Origin of the sequence: Sphingomonas sp. MMS12-HWE2-04, from assembly GCF_044881185.1 — a bacterium.
GTDB lineage: Bacteria > Pseudomonadota > Alphaproteobacteria > Sphingomonadales > Sphingomonadaceae > Sphingomonas.
In genome coordinates this window covers 130106-145953 of record NZ_CP173254.1, presented here as the reverse complement: position 1 = coordinate 145953, position 15848 = coordinate 130106, and the positions used below count along the sequence as shown (strand labels likewise).

At 65.2% G+C, this 15848-nt stretch carries 13 protein-coding genes; all 13 read left to right on the top strand.

Annotated features, from left to right (window positions below; genetic code table 11):
- The first annotated feature begins 105 nt into the window (after window positions 1-105).
- The 13 genes from AB2M62_RS00680 (at window position 106) to virB11 (ending at window position 15406) form a co-directional block, all read left to right on the top strand.
- Window positions 106-876: a hypothetical protein gene (locus AB2M62_RS00680; RefSeq protein WP_404336937.1), complete on the top strand. Its 771-nt coding sequence runs from the start codon at window positions 106-108 to the stop codon at window positions 874-876.
- Window positions 876-1799, top strand: a complete 924-nt coding sequence (locus AB2M62_RS00675; RefSeq protein WP_404336935.1) for an aldo/keto reductase — start codon at window positions 876-878, stop codon at window positions 1797-1799. Before AB2M62_RS00680 ends, AB2M62_RS00675 begins: the two co-directional genes overlap by 1 nt.
- A gap of 205 nt (window positions 1800-2004) precedes the next feature.
- A complete protein-coding gene (locus AB2M62_RS00670; RefSeq protein ID WP_404336933.1) occupies window positions 2005-4836 on the top strand; it encodes a TonB-dependent receptor in 2832 nt (943 codons plus the stop codon).
- 53 nt (window positions 4837-4889) lie between these two features.
- Entirely contained in the window at window positions 4890-6659 is a 1770-nt protein-coding gene (locus AB2M62_RS00665) for an arylsulfatase (RefSeq protein ID WP_404336932.1), read from the top strand.
- 313 nt (window positions 6660-6972) lie between these two features.
- Window positions 6973-8220, top strand: coding sequence for a type IV secretion system protein (locus AB2M62_RS00660; RefSeq protein WP_404336930.1), 1248 nt, complete (start codon window positions 6973-6975; stop codon window positions 8218-8220).
- A 37-nt stretch (window positions 8221-8257) separates the two neighbouring features.
- Complete coding sequence (locus tag AB2M62_RS00655; RefSeq protein WP_404336929.1) at window positions 8258-8626, top strand: TrbC/VirB2 family protein; 369 nt, start codon at window positions 8258-8260, stop codon at window positions 8624-8626.
- A gap of 182 nt (window positions 8627-8808) precedes the next feature.
- Entirely contained in the window at window positions 8809-9126 is a 318-nt protein-coding gene (locus tag AB2M62_RS00650) for a TrbC/VirB2 family protein (protein WP_404336927.1), read from the top strand.
- A gap of 1 nt (window position 9127) precedes the next feature.
- Window positions 9128-9412, top strand: a complete 285-nt coding sequence (locus tag AB2M62_RS00645) for a type IV secretion system protein VirB3 (RefSeq protein WP_404336925.1) — start codon at window positions 9128-9130, stop codon at window positions 9410-9412.
- Window positions 9391-11745 (top strand): VirB4 family type IV secretion/conjugal transfer ATPase, encoded by a 2355-nt coding sequence (locus AB2M62_RS00640; protein WP_404336923.1) that lies wholly within the window; start codon window positions 9391-9393, stop codon window positions 11743-11745. The genes AB2M62_RS00645 and AB2M62_RS00640 overlap by 22 nt, the downstream gene beginning before the upstream one ends.
- Before the next feature lie 85 nt (window positions 11746-11830).
- Window positions 11831-12619, top strand: a complete 789-nt coding sequence (locus AB2M62_RS00635) for a virB8 family protein (protein WP_404336921.1) — start codon at window positions 11831-11833, stop codon at window positions 12617-12619.
- 32 nt (window positions 12620-12651) lie between these two features.
- A complete protein-coding gene (locus AB2M62_RS00630; protein ID WP_404336919.1) occupies window positions 12652-13326 on the top strand; it encodes a TrbG/VirB9 family P-type conjugative transfer protein in 675 nt (224 codons plus the stop codon).
- 83 nt (window positions 13327-13409) lie between these two features.
- A complete protein-coding gene (locus AB2M62_RS00625; RefSeq protein WP_404336917.1) occupies window positions 13410-14411 on the top strand; it encodes a TrbI/VirB10 family protein in 1002 nt (333 codons plus the stop codon).
- A complete protein-coding gene (gene virB11, locus AB2M62_RS00620) occupies window positions 14408-15406 on the top strand; it encodes a P-type DNA transfer ATPase VirB11 (RefSeq protein ID WP_404336915.1) in 999 nt (332 codons plus the stop codon). The genes AB2M62_RS00625 and virB11 overlap by 4 nt, the downstream gene beginning before the upstream one ends.
- Window positions 15407-15848: the final 442 nt, after the last annotated feature.

Below are 15848 nucleotides of genomic sequence, written 5' to 3'. Positions count from 1 at the left end.
CGCGATTGCCGGAGCGGGTTGGCGAAACCGGCCCGCTCCAGCTATCGTCGCCAAGAGGTCTTGCCGATGTGCGATGCGTGACACCCGCAAGCTGAGGCCCGATCGATGACCGGGGCACTGCCGCGCGTCGCATCGGCGGACGGCGCGCAGCCGGCGCGCGCCGCGCTCGACCGGTCGGCATGCGGGGCGATCGAAATCCCGCGGCCGCCGCTCGACGCCCTGCCCTATCGCGCCTTCGTGGCGGCGCTGCTCGGCCGCCAGGGGTTCCGGCTCGATTTCAACCGGCTCGCGCCCGATGCGGCGCTGGCGATGGTATCCGACCAGCTGTTCGGCCCCGGCGCCTATCTGCGCGATCGCGCCGCGCTGGCGGAGGATATCGCGCAGCTCGCGGGTTTCGCAGAGGCGCTGGCCGGCGGCCGCGCGGCGATCGCGATCCGCACCTATTTCGCGCCGGGCGACACCGTCTGGCACCTCGACCGCGTCGGCGAGGCGCGCGCGTTCCGGCTGCTCTGGCCGATCGGCCGGCGATCGGGGATGCGCGTGACGCCCCCAGGCAATATCGATCTCGCCCTCCACCGCGCCTATATGCGCCGCGAGCATCCGCTGCTCGGACGGCTCGACGCCCAGGTCCTGCGCACCGGCGCCGATCCCGAGACGCTTTGGGCACACCGGCCGCAGCAGCTCGCGGCGATGCGCGCCGGCGACTTCCCGTTCGTGCGCGATCGCGCGCTCGAATATGAAGTCACGCCGGGCGCCGCGAGCATCCACAGGGTCGCCACGCCACAGCAGCCCGGCACGTATCACCGCGCGTCCTGGGACAATCGCCGCGCGCCGGGGCTGCAGATCGTCATCACCGTTACCGCGGATCGGGCCTGATGCGCAGGCGGCGGCTCGGCCGCACCGGCCTGACACTCTCCGAATGCACGCTCGGCACCGCGACGCTGGCGCAGGTCGATCCCCAGCAAGCGCGCGCAGCGATCGCGCGCGCGTTCGATCGCGGGATCGACGCCGTCGAAATGCGCGCCGGGGACGGCGCGGCGGCGGCGCTGCTCCGCGATGCCGGGCACCGCGAGATCCATGTGCTCGCGCGTGTCGACTCGCTGATCCCGTTCGATCTGCCTTCGCCGCATGTGCTGGCGCACCAGGCGTATCCCGGCCACCATATCCGCGCCCAGGCCGAAGCGCTGCTGACGGCGCTGCGTGTCGAGCGGCTCGGCGTATTGCTGCTTCCCGACTGGTGCCCCGAATGGCTCGAGGAAGGCGATTGGCGCGAAACCCTCCAACGCTTGCGCGACGAGGGAAAGATCGCCGGCTTCGGCATCGCGCTGTTCGATCACGACGCCGATGCCGGCCTCTCCGCAGTGGCGAGCGGCGCGATCGACTGCGTCGAAGTGATGGTCAATCTTTTCGACCCGTCGGCCGCGGTGGCGCTGCTGCCGCTCTGCCAAAAGCACGATGTCGGCGTCATCGCACGATCGCCGCTTCATTATGGCGCGCTGGCGGCACGATCGCCCGACTGGACGCGAACGCTGCCGCGCGAAGACTGGCGCCGCAGCTATTTCTTCGATGCATACCGCCACGAGACGCACCAGCGCGTCGAGCGGATCGCGCGCGGAATACCGGGGGTCGCGACGGCGGCGCTCGCACTGCAATTTGCGCAGTCGTCGCTCGCCGTCTCGACCGTTGCCGTGGGCATGACCCAGGCGGCGCATGTCGACGCCAACCTTGGCTACTTCGGCACTGATCCCCTAAGCTCCGCGCAATTTGCGTTGCTTTCATCCCATAAATGGCTCTGCTGAACCCGAATTCGCGCCGCTTGAGAGCCGAATTGGTGCCGTCCTGGCAGCCCCACATCCAAAAACTCGCTGGTTGATAGCTAAACTTGCTTGCCGACCCGAGCCCCTCGCAGGGCATAGGAACTCCTACCAATCGAGTGGGGCTTTACATGATCTGCGCAATAAATCATATTATATGCTCACCGCAACGACGGTCGAGGGAGGATGTATGATGGTACGATCCAAGATTTTGCTTGGAATGTCGGCGCTCGCCTATGCGGGAACCGCCCAGGCGCAAACCGCACCGGTTGGTTCAGAAGCTCCCGCGCGGGCCGAGGCCGCGACGGGGCAAGCCGCCGATGAGGGTGACATCGTCGTCAGCGGCATCCGCCAGAGCCTGGAGCGCGCCGCGCAGATCAAGCAGAACGCCGCGCAAGTCGTCGATTCGATCGTTTCCGAAGACATCGGCAAATTCCCCGATCCCACTACCGCTGCCGCGCTCCAGCGCGTGCCCGGCGTGCAGGTGTCGGTCACCCAGTCGAACGAGATCGGCAATGTCCGCGTCCGTGGTCTGGGCGACATCCTGACCACGGTCGATGGCCGCGAGATTATCACCACCACCGGCCGCACCTTCGCGATGCAGGACCTGCCCGCCGACGCGTTGGCCCGCGTCGACGTGATCAAATCGAACACGTCGGACCTCATCGAAGGCGGCATCGCCGGGATCATCGACCTCCAGCTCAACAAGCCCTTCAACTTCAGGAAGCCCACGCTCGTCGTCAACGCGCGCGGCAATTACGGGCTCAAATCCGACAAGTTCGATCCGCAGGTGAGTGTCCTCGCCACCGACACCTGGCAGACCGGGATCGGCGACATCGGCGCGCTGGTCAACGTCAGTTGGGCGAAGACGCACTATAACCATCCGCGCACTCGCGAGGGCGTCCGCCGCGCGATGACCGGCACCAACATCCCCTATACCCTCGCCGGGGCGATGCTGCCCAATGTCGTCGAGAGCCATTCGGACTATGGCTGGTACGAGCGGCCCCAGGCCAATGCCGCGCTGCAATGGCAGGCTTCGGACCATCTCCAGGTCTATGCCGACGGGCTCTACACCGGCTATCGCTCGCAGAGCCAGTGGTCGCTGGCCAACGCCCAGCTCTTCCTGCCCGGCACGACGATATCGAACGTCCAGCTTTCCGACGACTGCATCGCCGCGCGGTCGCGGCTCGACAGCGGCCAGTCGCCGCTGCCCGGCGGCACGCCGCCGACGCTGCCGGCCTATCGGGTCAGCGATCTCTGCCAGGTCCAGTCGGCCACGATCTCGAACGCGGTCAGCGAGCAGAAGACCTATAGCTATAACAACCGCACCGATGCATGGCTCGGCGCGTTCGGCTTCAAATATGACGACGACATCGTCCACGCCAAGGCCGAAGTCTCGTATCAGCGTTCGGTCAACACTTCCGAGACGATCCTCGCCGTCGTCGGCCAGCGCATCCCGACCTTCGAATATACCGCCAACAATGGCGACGGCGCCGTCGTCACCACGCCCGGCGATCCCTTCCTGTCCTCGGCCAATGTCGTGCTCAGCGAAGGTATGGACCAGACCTTCAGCCGCTCGGTCGGCGATCTGTTCCAGGCGAGGATCGACGGCAGCTTCGACATCGACAGCGGGTTGCTGAGCAAGTTTCAGAGCGGCTTTCGCTATGCGGACCGCGGCGGCGATCTCCAGCAGGCAGTGGTCAGCAAAAGCGCACCGGGTGGCGTGATCGGATCGGGCACCGAAGCCACGGCGATCAAGGTCGATGCCTCGGGACTGCCGGCCGGTTATCTCTATCGCATGCCGGGCGTTCCGACGTTCAACGGTGGCGCAGGCGCGCTGGTGCCCAATCCGGATTTCCTGCGATCGGACGAGGGGCGCGATATCCTGCGAACGCTCTACGGGCTGCCGACCGGGGATCCCGACTATCAGCCGCAACGCGCCTTTTATGCCAATGAGAAGACGCTCGCCGGCTATGCCCAGCTAAGCTACGAAACGCCGATCGCGGCGGGGATCACGCTGGATGGCGTCGTCGGCGTCCGCCCGACCCGCACCGAGCGCTCGATCCGCGGCTCGAGCGTGGTGACGATCCCCGCCGTGGGCGGTCAGCCCGCACGCACCGAAATTCGTCCGCTCACCGCGAACACCAGCGATACCGATGTGCTGCCCAATGCCAGCGCCCGGCTCCAGTTCGGCGGCGGGCTCCAGCTGCGCACCAGCTATTCGAAGACGATCCGGCGGCCCGATTTCGCCTCGCTCAATCCGGGCCTCACTTATTCGCTCTCGACCAACCCCAACATCCTCAATGCCGGTTCGGCGGGCAACCCGGATCTGCGCCCGCAGAAATCGGACAGCTACGATGTCAGCCTGGAATATTATTTCCGCCGCGGCTTCATCGCCGTTGCGGGCTACAAGCGCGACATCACCGATCGCGTGGTGACCGCGTCGGCCAACGAAGTGATCGACGGGATCAACTATTCGATCAGCCGCCCCCGCAATGTCGGACAGGCCGAATTGAAGGGCGTCGAGGTCAGCGGCCAGGCCTTTTTCGATTTCCTGCCCGGGCTGTTCTCGGGGCTGGGGGTGATGGGCAACTTCACTTATGCCGATACGCAAGTGAAGGGCAGCGATCGGCTTACCGGCCTGCCGCTCCAGGGCGTTTCGAAGTATAACTTCAACGCCGGGCTGCTCTATGAGAAGTCGGGCCTGTCGGGGCGCCTCGTCTACACCTATCGCTCGGAATATTATGACAGCGACGAAACCGGAGCCCTCGGCATCCGCGAAGTCGATCCGGCGCGGGCAAGCGACGCGACCTACAACCCGCTGCTGCTCAATTATGTGCGCCCCTCGGGCCGGCTCGATTTCGGGCTGAGCTGGGACATGAGCGATCGGATCCGCTTCGACCTGGGCGGCACCAACATCCTCGGCGCCAAATATCGCGGCTATTACAACCAGCCCGCCTTCGGTCAGGAATATCGCTACGACGATACCACCTATACCGCCGGCGTGCGCATCCGCATCTGACGACCGGGCGCGGCGGGCCCGCGCCCCCATCACCATGCCTTGGGAGATCGAGTATGCGTCCAGCCAATAACGGGGTCCTCGGCACGCGCCGGCGCTTCCTCCAGAAGCTGGCGCTGCTCGGTTCGCTTGCCGCAATGGGCGGCCCGGCCAGCGCCAGCCTCGTCGGCGATCTGCCGCTGGCGTCGGTCAGGCGCCGCGACAAGCGCCCCAACATGATCGTCATCATGGGCGACGACATCGGCTATTCGGATATCGCCGCGTTCGGCGGGGAGATCGATACGCCGAACCTCGACGCGCTCGTCGGGCGCTCGGTGAGCTTCACCAATTTCTACAACATGTCGCGCTGCTGCCCGTCGCGCGCGGCGCTGCTCACCGGTCGTTATCCGCACCGCGTGAACATGGCGGGCAACGGCACCAGCCTGTCGCTGGACGTTCCCACGGTGGCGGAAGAACTTCGCCGCGGGGGCTATGCCACCACGATGGTCGGCAAATGGCATCTCACTGCCGCCGAGCCGATCCCCGACAAGGCAGAGCATCTGAAGTGGCTCAATCATCAGGGCCATTTCGATCGCGATTTCGGCGATCGGCGCACCTATCCGGCGGCACGCGGCTTCCAGCATCATTGGGGGATCATCTGGGGCGTGGTGAACTATCACGACCCGTTCAGTCTGGTGGACGACTTCACCCCGGTGCGATCGGTGCCCAAGGACTTTTACTTCACCGATGCGATCAGCGATCATGCGGTGCGTGAAGTGCAGCGGCTCGCCAAGGGGCGCGATCCGTTCATGATGTATCTCGCCTATACCGCGGCGCACTGGCCGCTGATGGCGCCCGCGGCGCTGATCGAGAAATATATCCCGCGCTTCGCCAGCGGCTGGAACCAGATCCGCCGCGATCGCTATGCCCGCCAGGTCAAGCTCGGGCTGGTCGATCCTGCGGTCGACCGGCTCGATGCGGTCGAGAGCCGCTATGAGCATAATGACTCGATCGCCTGGGAGCGGCTGACCGACGAACAGCGCGCGGTGCAGGTCCGCAAGATGGCGACGCATGCCGCGATGATCGAAGTGATGGATCAGGGCATTGGCCGGCTGGTCCAGGCGCTCAAGGACAGCGGCCAATATGACGACACGCTGATCGTCTTCACCATCGACAATGGCGCCTCGCCCGAAGTCATGGTCGAGGCCGGCTATGACCGCTGGAGCGAGACGCGCGACGGCCGCAAGGTCGCCTATGGCGAATATCCCGCGCACGAGGTCGGCGACGATCAGACGATGGCGTGCATCGGTGCGCAATGGGCGAGTGCGGCGAACACGCCGTGGCGCTATTGGAAGGCGGAAAGCTATCAGGGGGGAACGCATGCGCCGTTCCTGATGAGCTGGCCCGCGGCGATGGCGGGGCGCGCAGGCACGCGGGTCAGCGAGCCGGCGCATATCGTCGACGTGACACCGACGCTGCTCGACATTGCCGGGGTGACGGCGCGGACCGACAAGGCGCCGATCGACGGCATCTCGCTGGCCGGCGTGTTCCAGGGCAAGCCCATCCCTGCCAAACGCCCATTCTATTTCGAACATTATGGCGCGCGTGCGATCATCGACGGGCGCTGGAAGCTAGTATCGCTGGCGCCCGGCGCGCAGCGGCCGGACTTGCATTGGGCGCTGTACGATCTCGAGAACGACCGTACTGAGACACAGGACGTGCGCCCGATGTATCCGGAGGTGGTGGCGCGGCTCGACAGCAAGTGGACCGAATGGGCGAAGGCGGTCGGCGTGCCCCCGCGCGGTGGCGTGGTCGGAACGCCGCCGGTGCAGGGTTTCAGCGACTAAGGCGAAGGGCCGACACTTCAGCCGAACGCCCTGATCGGCCGCATTTTGTGGGTCGCCAAAGATTCCACCCAATCTCGCAAAGATTGTGCGACGTTTTCCTGCACCGAGTTAAGCGGGCCTATGGCAAGGCCGCGACGTCCATCCTATCATGCGGCGAATCTTGGGGCGCCAGCATGGATGGGAAGGCCAGTCGGGAACACGTTTTAACGATCGAGGGGACTCTGCCTTCGATACCTCCGCCAATTGCGTCTGCTTTTCCTAGTCCGACAACTGCGGTCGATCGCCGCCTAACTTCGCAGCGGAGGCCCGAGGCATGAGTTGCCCGGGAATCGCCGATACCGACTTTCTGGCGAGCGCGCTGCGGTTTGCCGACTGCCAGGCCCAGACGATCGGTATGCAGGGATACCAGGCGCTTGCTGCCGGCGGATCCCCCGTGGGGGCATTGCTGACCGGGTTACTCACGATCCTGATCGCCCTGCTCGGCTACCGGATGCTGCTCGGCCATGTTCCCGATGGTCGTGAGGGCGTACTGACCTTCGTCAGGATCGGCCTCGTCCTCGCGCTCTCTACGAGTTGGGCCGCCTATCGCGTAACCATCTACGACATCGTTCTCCACGGGCCCGCTGAAATCCTGGGCTCGATCGGCGGCGCGTCCGACATACCCGGTGCGACCGGCGGCATGATCTCGCGGCTCGGCGCAGTCGATCGGGCAATGACCGAACTGAGCCGGCTAGGGATCAGCGGCAACCCCGCCGCGCCGGCAAACGCATCCCAGGCTCCGGGGAACGAGCAGGCACCGGCGGCTTCGCAATCGCAAAGCCAATATGATTATGAGCCCGCAACCATATTCGGTTCGTCCTCGATGGGTTCTGCGCGCCTGATCTTCCTGACGGCGACGATCGCCGCCTATGCCTCCGTCCGGCTCGTCGCCGGGCTGCTGCTGGCAATCGGGCCGCTGTTCATCGCCTTCCTGCTTTTCGAGGGCACCCGCAGCCTGTTCGAAGGCTGGGTGCGCGCGCTCGTCGCGGCATCGATCGGCGCTCTGACGGTGACGATGACGCTAGGCGTCGAACTCGCGTTGCTGGAGCCCTGGCTGACCGATCTGCTCAACCGACGCTATATGAACCTGTCCACCTCGGCCAGCGCTACCGAATTGCTCGTCGTCGGGCTCGCCTTTGCGCTGATACTGCTCGGCGCGTTGGCGATGGCTGCCAGGCTAGCCCTGGCATTCCGTTTGCCGCTGACGCAGCTACATCGCTTCGCCGAACAACGGGCGGCGAGCGAACGCACGTCATCGACGGCATCGACCCAGAACCGGACGACAGTGTCCGGCGGAGAACCCTCCCGCGCCATGGCGGTGGCCGAAGCGGTGGCCGTCGCCCAGCGGCGAGAGGGGCGCGCGGCAGTGGAGCGGAGCACGCCCACGGGGACGCTCGCTCAGTCCTCGCAGCGTGCCCGCGATACGGCTCCACCCAATACGGCGCCGCTCGGCCAGGGGTACCGCCGCCGCTCGCAGAGCCGCGTCTCGGCGAGCTCCAGCAAGCGGGACGTCAGGGCGTGAAGCGCTGCCATCAGTCCGTGCGCTTGCGGTGCTACGCATGAGCATCGTCTATTCCGACCTCGCCGACCCGGTGACCCCCTCGCCACTCTTCGCCGCTGTCGCGTGGATCGAGCACATGGCGCTGGGCTCGCTCGCGACCAGCATCGCGGTGATTGCGGTTGCTGTCGTCGGGTTGATGATGCTTCGCGGTAGACTGCAGGTTCAGCGCGGCGCTATCGTCATCCTTGGCTGTTTCGTACTGTTCGGCGCGCCGGTGTTGGCGGCGGGCATTCGCGGCATTGGGTCCAGCATGCTGCCTCCTTCATCGCCCGCTCGCGCATCGCCGACGCCTTCGTCAGTGGCTTTGCCGATGCCGACTGCGTCCTCGAACTACGACCCCTATGCGGGCGCTTCGGTCCCCCGTTAGTGCAGCCGACGTCCCGACAAGCCGCCCAGATGGAGAATTGAAAGAGTAAAGCGGGGGCGCCCACTGGGGCTTTTAGTATTCTCACCAAGTTCAAACTACTAATTGTAGCTATTGCAAAAACCGCCGCATCAAAGGATGACTTACCGCAAGAGTCGCAAGGGGGAATGGTCGTGCGTACAAGCATGCTGAAATCGATATCGCGTGGCGTTGCGACCCTTTCCGGCATGACCCTTGCACAGTCTGCATTTGCGCAGGACTCGTTCAGCGATCCTGCCGGTTCGGGCGTGCTCGTCTCCGCGGTGCACTGGCTCCAAGGGACGTTGCTTGGCACCGTCGCGACTGTCGTGGCGGTGATCGCCGTGGCCTCGGTCGGCTTCCTGATGCTGACCGGACGAATCAACTGGCGCTACGGCGCCACGGTGATGCTGGGCTGCTTCATCCTCTTCGGCGCGGCGAGTATCGTGGCCGGGATCCAGTCGACCGCGCAATTGGGCCAGTGACGTGAGTGGACTGGAGCGCGACCCGCTGTTCGTCGCGCTAACCCGGCCGCAGATGTTCGCAGGCGTTACCTATAGCTATTTCGTCGCCAACGCCGTGGTGGCGACCGAGCTATTCCTGATCTTCAAATCAATCTGGGTGCTGATTCCTTCGCTGGTGATCCATTTCGCCGGCATGGTGCTCTGCCTGCGCGAGCCGCGCTTCTTCGACCTTTGGCTGACACGGCTCGGGCGTTGCCCGCGAGTGCGCAATCACGCGATCTGGCGATGCAACTCCTACCGGCCCTGACCCGCGACCCTAAGGTCGTCGCGCGCGAGGCGCCTGTGGGCCGGCACTTGCCGTACGCGCGCCATGTCGACGATCACACGATCGAGACGCGCGACGGCCTGTTGCTCCAAGTCCTGCATCTGGGTGGTCTCTTGTTCGAGACTGCGGACACCGAGGAGATCAATTATCGCAAGCGGCTGCGCGACGCGATGCTGCAGTCGATCGGGTCTTCGCGTTTCGCAATGTACCACCACGTCGTCCGGCGCGAGATCGAAGCCGAACTGGATGCCGACTTTTCCGACGCTTTCTCAGCCCGCCTCGATGCCGCATGGCGCGCACGGCTCGCGCGCAAGAAGCTTTACGTCAATGACATCTTCCTGACGATTGTGCGCCGTCCGCTTCAGGGTCGCGTCGGCATGCTCGACAAGTTTCGCGGCGCGTCCACAACCTCGACTGCGGCGAACGAACTGCGCCAGCTCGAATCCGCGCGAGACGCAATCCTCGCCGCGCTGGGAAGTTATCGCCCGCGCCTGCTCGGCACCTATCAGACCGCTCAGGGGGTCTGTTCCGAGCCGCTCGAATTCCTTTCCACGTTGCTGAACGGCGAGATGCGTCCGGTGCTGCTGCCGATGCAGGATCTGGGCGCCTACCTTCCCTATCGCCGCGTCAGCTTCGGGCAGGAAACGGTGGAACTCGGTGCCACCGGGGCGTCACCGCGCAGCTTCACCGGGGTCATTTCGATCAAGGATTATCCCGGCCAGACAGCGCCCGGCATGCTCGACGAATTGCTTCGCCTCCCCTTCGAACTCACCATTTCGCAGAGCTTCGGCTTCGTCGATCGTCAAGCTGCGCTGTCGAAGATGAATCTCGCTTTACGACGGATGCGCTCCGCCGAAGACGAAGCCGTGAGTCTACGTGCTGAGCTCGGCAGCGCCAAGGACGATGTCGCAGCGGGCCGCGCCGGCTTCGGCGAGCACCACATGACGATCGCAGTGCGCGGCGACACCCCGGCACAAGTCGACGAAGGCATTGCCGAAGTCCAGGCTGCACTCGCCGACATGGGGATTATCGCGGTGCGTGAGGATATCGCACTCGAGCCCGCGTTCTGGGCGCAATTCCCTGCCAATTTCAAATATATAGCCCGGCGCGGGCTCGTCTCTACCGGCAATTTCGCCGGCTTTGCGAGCAGCCACAACCTCGCCCAGGGCAGCGCCGCGAACAACCATTGGGGGCCGGCGGTGACGCTGCTCGAGACAACTGCGGCCGGCCCCTATTATTTCAATTTCCACCACGGTGACCTTGGCAACTTCACCGCGATCGGCCCCTCGGGATCGGGCAAGACGGTGGTGCTCAATTTCCTGCTGGCCCAGGCACGCAAGTTCGAGCCCCGGATCATTTTCTTCGATAAGGATCGCGGCGCCGAACTCTTCTTGCGCGCGATCGGCGGACGCTATGATCTGCTGCGGCCAGGCACGCCCTCGGGGCTCAACCCACTCCAACTCGGCGATACGCCGGCCAATCGCCAGTTCCTGATAGACTGGGTGGCCTTGTTGGCCGGCGGTGCTGACATCGAGGAGACCGCGCGGATCAAGGATGCGATCGACGCCAATTTCGGCCAGCCGATCGAGCAGCGGCGGCTACGCTACCTCGCCGAACTATTCCGCGGCGGACACCGCCCGCATGCCGCCGATCTGTGGGCCCGGCTCAGACCCTGGTGGGGCGACGGTGAGCGCGCCTGGCTGTTCGACAATGCCCGCGACGAAACCGACCTCGAAGCGCGCACGGTCGGCTTCGACATGACTCAGATCCTCGACGATCCAGCGATGCGCACGCCGGCGATGATGTATCTCTTCCACCGCGTCGAGGATCGGCTGGACGGCACCCCGGCGATCGTTGTCGTCGACGAGGGCTGGAAGGCGCTGGACGATGATGTCTTCGTCCGGCGGATCAAGGATTGGGAGAAGACGATCCGCAAAAGGAACGGCATTGTCGGTTTCGCGACGCAGAGCGCGCAGGATGCACTCGAGAGCAAGATCGCCAGCGCGATCATCGAGCAGGCGGCGACTCAGATCTTCATGGCGAATCCCAAGGCTCGTGCCGAAGATTATATCGGTGGCTTCGGGCTGACTGAGCATGAATTCGAGCTCGTCCGGACGTTGCCCGACGACGCGCATTGCTTCTTGATCAAGCACGGCAACGAAAGCGTCGTCGCCCGGCTCAACCTGAGTGGCGAGCGCGAATTGCTGACGATCCTTTCAGGCCGCGAACGCACCGTCCGTCTGCTCGATGAAATCCGTGCGCAGACCGGCGACGATCCGGCCGAGTGGCTGCCGCGCCTGCTGGAGGTCGCATGAACACCACCTCTCCTATGGCGCGAACCCAGCACCTGCGGGCCGGCGCTCGTCTATCCGCGCAAGCCAGGCCACAGGATCCCAACGGATGAAGAACAAGGCACGCGAGGCACTCGACGCCTATTATCGTGAGGCCGGCAGCTGGGCGGAGGACCGACAGGACACGCTCCGCGCGTCGCGGCGGATCGCATGGATTGTGGCAGGCGTCGCGTGCGGACTCGCGTTTTTCGAAGCGCTTGCGCTGTTGATGCTCACGCCGCTCAAGACGGTGGTGCCCTACACGCTGCTCGTCGACAAGCAGACCGGGTTCGTCCAAACGCTCAAGCCGCTTGAACCACAGCAAGTGAGTGGAAACGCCGCACTCACCCAGTCCTTCCTCGTTCAATACGTTATCGCGCGCGAAAGCTTCGATGGCGTATCGGTGCAAGCGAGCTACCGCAAGGTAGCACTTTGGTCCGAAGGCGGCGCGCGCAGCGCCTATGTTGCCAGCATGCAGGCCTCTAACCCCGATAGCCCGCTGACGAGCCTTCCACGAAGCACGGTTATCGAGACGCGCGTGAAGAGTGTATCGCCGCTTGGCGCGGGCTCTGCGATGGTGCGTTTCGACACAATTCGGCACGATGCCGCTACACAAGCGCAAGAACCCCGCTCCTGGGTCGTAGTCATCCGCTACCGTTATTCTGGTGAGCCGATGCGGCTCGAAGATCGCTTCATCAATCCGCTCGGCTTCCAGGTCTCGCATTATCAACGCAGCCCAGAAACGCTTCCCCCGTCCGCAGCACCGACGCCGGCGCCCGCCTCGCCGCCGCCCGCGCCGATAGTCATCAGACCAATACCAACGCCCACCGGCCAGCCGGCGTCCGAGGTCGCGCAGTGAAGCGTGCGTTGGCTGCTTCACTGTTTTTTGCCATGTCAGTGGCGCCCGTCTCGGCCAAGCAGGAATTGCCGCAGGACTTGCCGCCGGCGCCAGGCCAAGGCGCGGCTGAGACGCATTTTCGGACCATCGAATATGAGCCAGACCAGGTCGTCCGGCTACAGGCTGCGCTCGGCTATCAGTTGATGGTCGAACTCGCGCCCGACGAACGGATCGAGACGGTCGCGGTAGGCGACACGACGACTTGGCAGGTAACGGCGAACAAGCGCGGGGATCGGCTGTTCGTAAAGCCGCTCCAAGCGGGTGCCGTGACGAATATGACCGTGGCCACCGACGTCCGTCTCTATTCGTTCGAGCTGGTGCCGCTTGCGGGGCCACAACCCGACATGGCCTACGCGGTTCGCTTCCGTTATCACCCGCCGGCGAGCAATGCGCCTGCGGACGTCGAGCCCTCGGGCCGTTACAAGCTCGCCGGAAACGCAGCTCTGCGGCCCAGCGGCATGCACGACGATGGCGTTCACACCTATATCGAATGGCCGGCCGATCGTGCGCTACCGGCAATCTATGCGATTGACGACAATGGCAAGGAAGCGCTCGTCAACGGCATGATGCGCGACGGTCGGATGGTAATCGACAGCGTGCAGCAACGGCTCGTGTTCCGCATCGACAGTCATCGCGCGACGGCGGTCCGCGTGGTTTCGCGCCCATGACGGCCGGGACTATAGCACAGGACGATCCGCGCTCGGCGCCGGAGCCGAGCGTACTGCCGGTGGTTGGGCGCCCCAGAGCCGGGGTGCCCGGCTGGGTCATCGCACTCATGGCCGCCGCACTGGGCCTCATCCTCTTCGCGACGCTCGAGTCCCGGCGCCAGGCACTTACCGCGCCGGCGGTGCGCCCGAGCGCGGGCGACGGCGTCGCGACGACGGCGTTGCCGCCGCTCTATGTTCCGCCTGCACCGGCAACGCCGGTTACCATGCAAGCCCCGATCGTCGCGCGGCCGCCGGTACCCGCGCCAGCTCTGCGACCGGGCCCGCCGCCCGCGCCACCCGTTTACGTTCCGCAGCCAATCCCCATGCAGCAGGCGCCGCAGTTGTTACCGCCCGCGCGCGTAGGCGCCGAAGCGACGCTCGTGATCGACACGACGACACAAGGTGCTTCCGTCACACAGACAGGCGGGCCTCCCACGCAATTGCCGGGAGGTGGCGCGCCGGGGCAGCCCGGCGGCGTCGCCGGGGCCCGTGCAAGCGCAGGTGTACTCGCCAATCGCGCCACCACCGTGTCGCAAGGCACACTGATCCCCGCGGTGCTTGAGACAGCGCTGGATTCGACCCGGGCCGGGCTGGCCCGCGCAATCGTCTCACACGACATCCGCGGGTTTGACGGCACGAAAATCCTGATCCCGCGCGGCAGTCGGCTGATCGGCGAATATGGCGCCCAGACGGAGAGCGGGCAAAACCGCATGCTGGTCAACTGGATCCGCCTGATCCGCCCCGATGGGGCCACGGTCGCGATCGGATCGCCCGCGGCCGACACGGTGGGACGCGGCGGTATCCGTGCAAGTGTGAACAGCCATTTCTTCGAGCGCTTCGCCGGCGCGATCCTGCAATCGGCGCTGGATGTCGGCGTCAATCTCGCGTCGCGATCGGTCGATTCCTCGGTATTGGTGCTGCCTGGCACGCAGAGCTTTCGCCCGCCGCCGACCCAGATTCGCCCGACCCTGAAGGTCAAGGCCGCGGCAAGTATCTCAATCTTCGTCGCAAGGGACCTTGATTTCACCAGCGTCGAAGCACGATGAGCGGCGCCGGCGCGGCGAACGACGAAGGCATTTATCTTCGCGCGTATCTGGCCCCATTGGCCGGGGTTCTCTCCCGGCCTGACGTCACCGACATCTATGTCAATCGGCCTGGCGAGATATGGGCCGAGACATTGGGAGGGCGGGTCGAACGGCACGAGGCGCCCGGACTCGACGCGGCGACGCTCGATCGCCTCGCCCGGCAGATCGCCGCAATTTCCCACCAGGGCATCAGCCGCCAGCATCCGTTGCTCTCCGCAGCGCTTCCGGACGGCGCGCGCGTCCAGATCGTCGCGCCGCCGGCCACACGCGGCTCAATGGCGTTGGCGATCCGCAAGCATGTGTCATCCGATCTGCGGCTCTCGGACTATGTCGCTGCGGGCGCCTTCGCCGAGACGCGTCACAAGTCACGCATTGGCACCGGTGTCGAGCCCGAACTCGCGCGCCTGCGCGACGCCGGCGATATCGCGGGAATGCTTGCCTTAGCGGTGCGCGCGCGGAAGAACATCCTGGTCTCCGGTGGCACCTCGACCGGCAAGACCACGTTCCTCAATGCGCTCATCCGCGAGATTCCGGTCGAGGAACGACTGATCCTGATCGAGGATACTCCCGAACTTCACCAACACCATGGCAATCTGGTGGGCCTGCTCGCGGTGCGCGGCGCTCTGGGCGAAGCGCAGGTGAACGCAACCGATCTTCTCGCCGCCTCGCTGCGCATGCGGCCCGATCGCATCATCCTGGGGGAATTGCGCGGCGAGGAAGCCTACGCGTTTCTGCGCGCGATCAACACCGGGCACCCCGGCTCGATGACCTCGGTCCACGCCAATTCTGCCGAACGCGCGATCGAGCAGATCGTCTTGCTCGTACTTCAGGCTGGCACGCAACTCGGGCGCGAGGACGTGCGTCACTATGTCCGCAACACGGTCGACGTTTATGTCCAGCTCGCGCGCGTCGGCGGGAAGCGCGCCGTGACCGAAGTAGTGCTAGCCGGATCCTGATTTCGATCCGAGCCCCCCACTGCGCCGGCGCTGGACGGTCTTGCCGTGTATGGGATTCCACGGACTCCCGAGCACTGACGCAATTCCCTGAACTTCAGCTTCCGCCGGGCCGAGCCGATGTGGCCGCTCCGGCGCGATGGCCGCGATTTCGCGCTGTCGGTCAAAGGAAGCATCGAGGCCAACAATCGCGAGACAATCGGCCAACTGGCGGCACCAGGCCTAGGGATCGCGCAGGTCGGAAGCTTCAGCGGGGCTTCTAAGATCGCGAGCACGCAGCGCGCCGATTCTCGAGGAATATCATCCAGGCGTTGTCGAGCAAATCTACGCAGCGTTTGTCGGCGGCGGCAGCACGTCGGCCCGGGGGCGCGTCCGCGGCGATTTCCTGGCAAGCCACTTGCGTTGATTCCATAGTCGGGCCGCGGACTGTTACCAGATGCGGCTG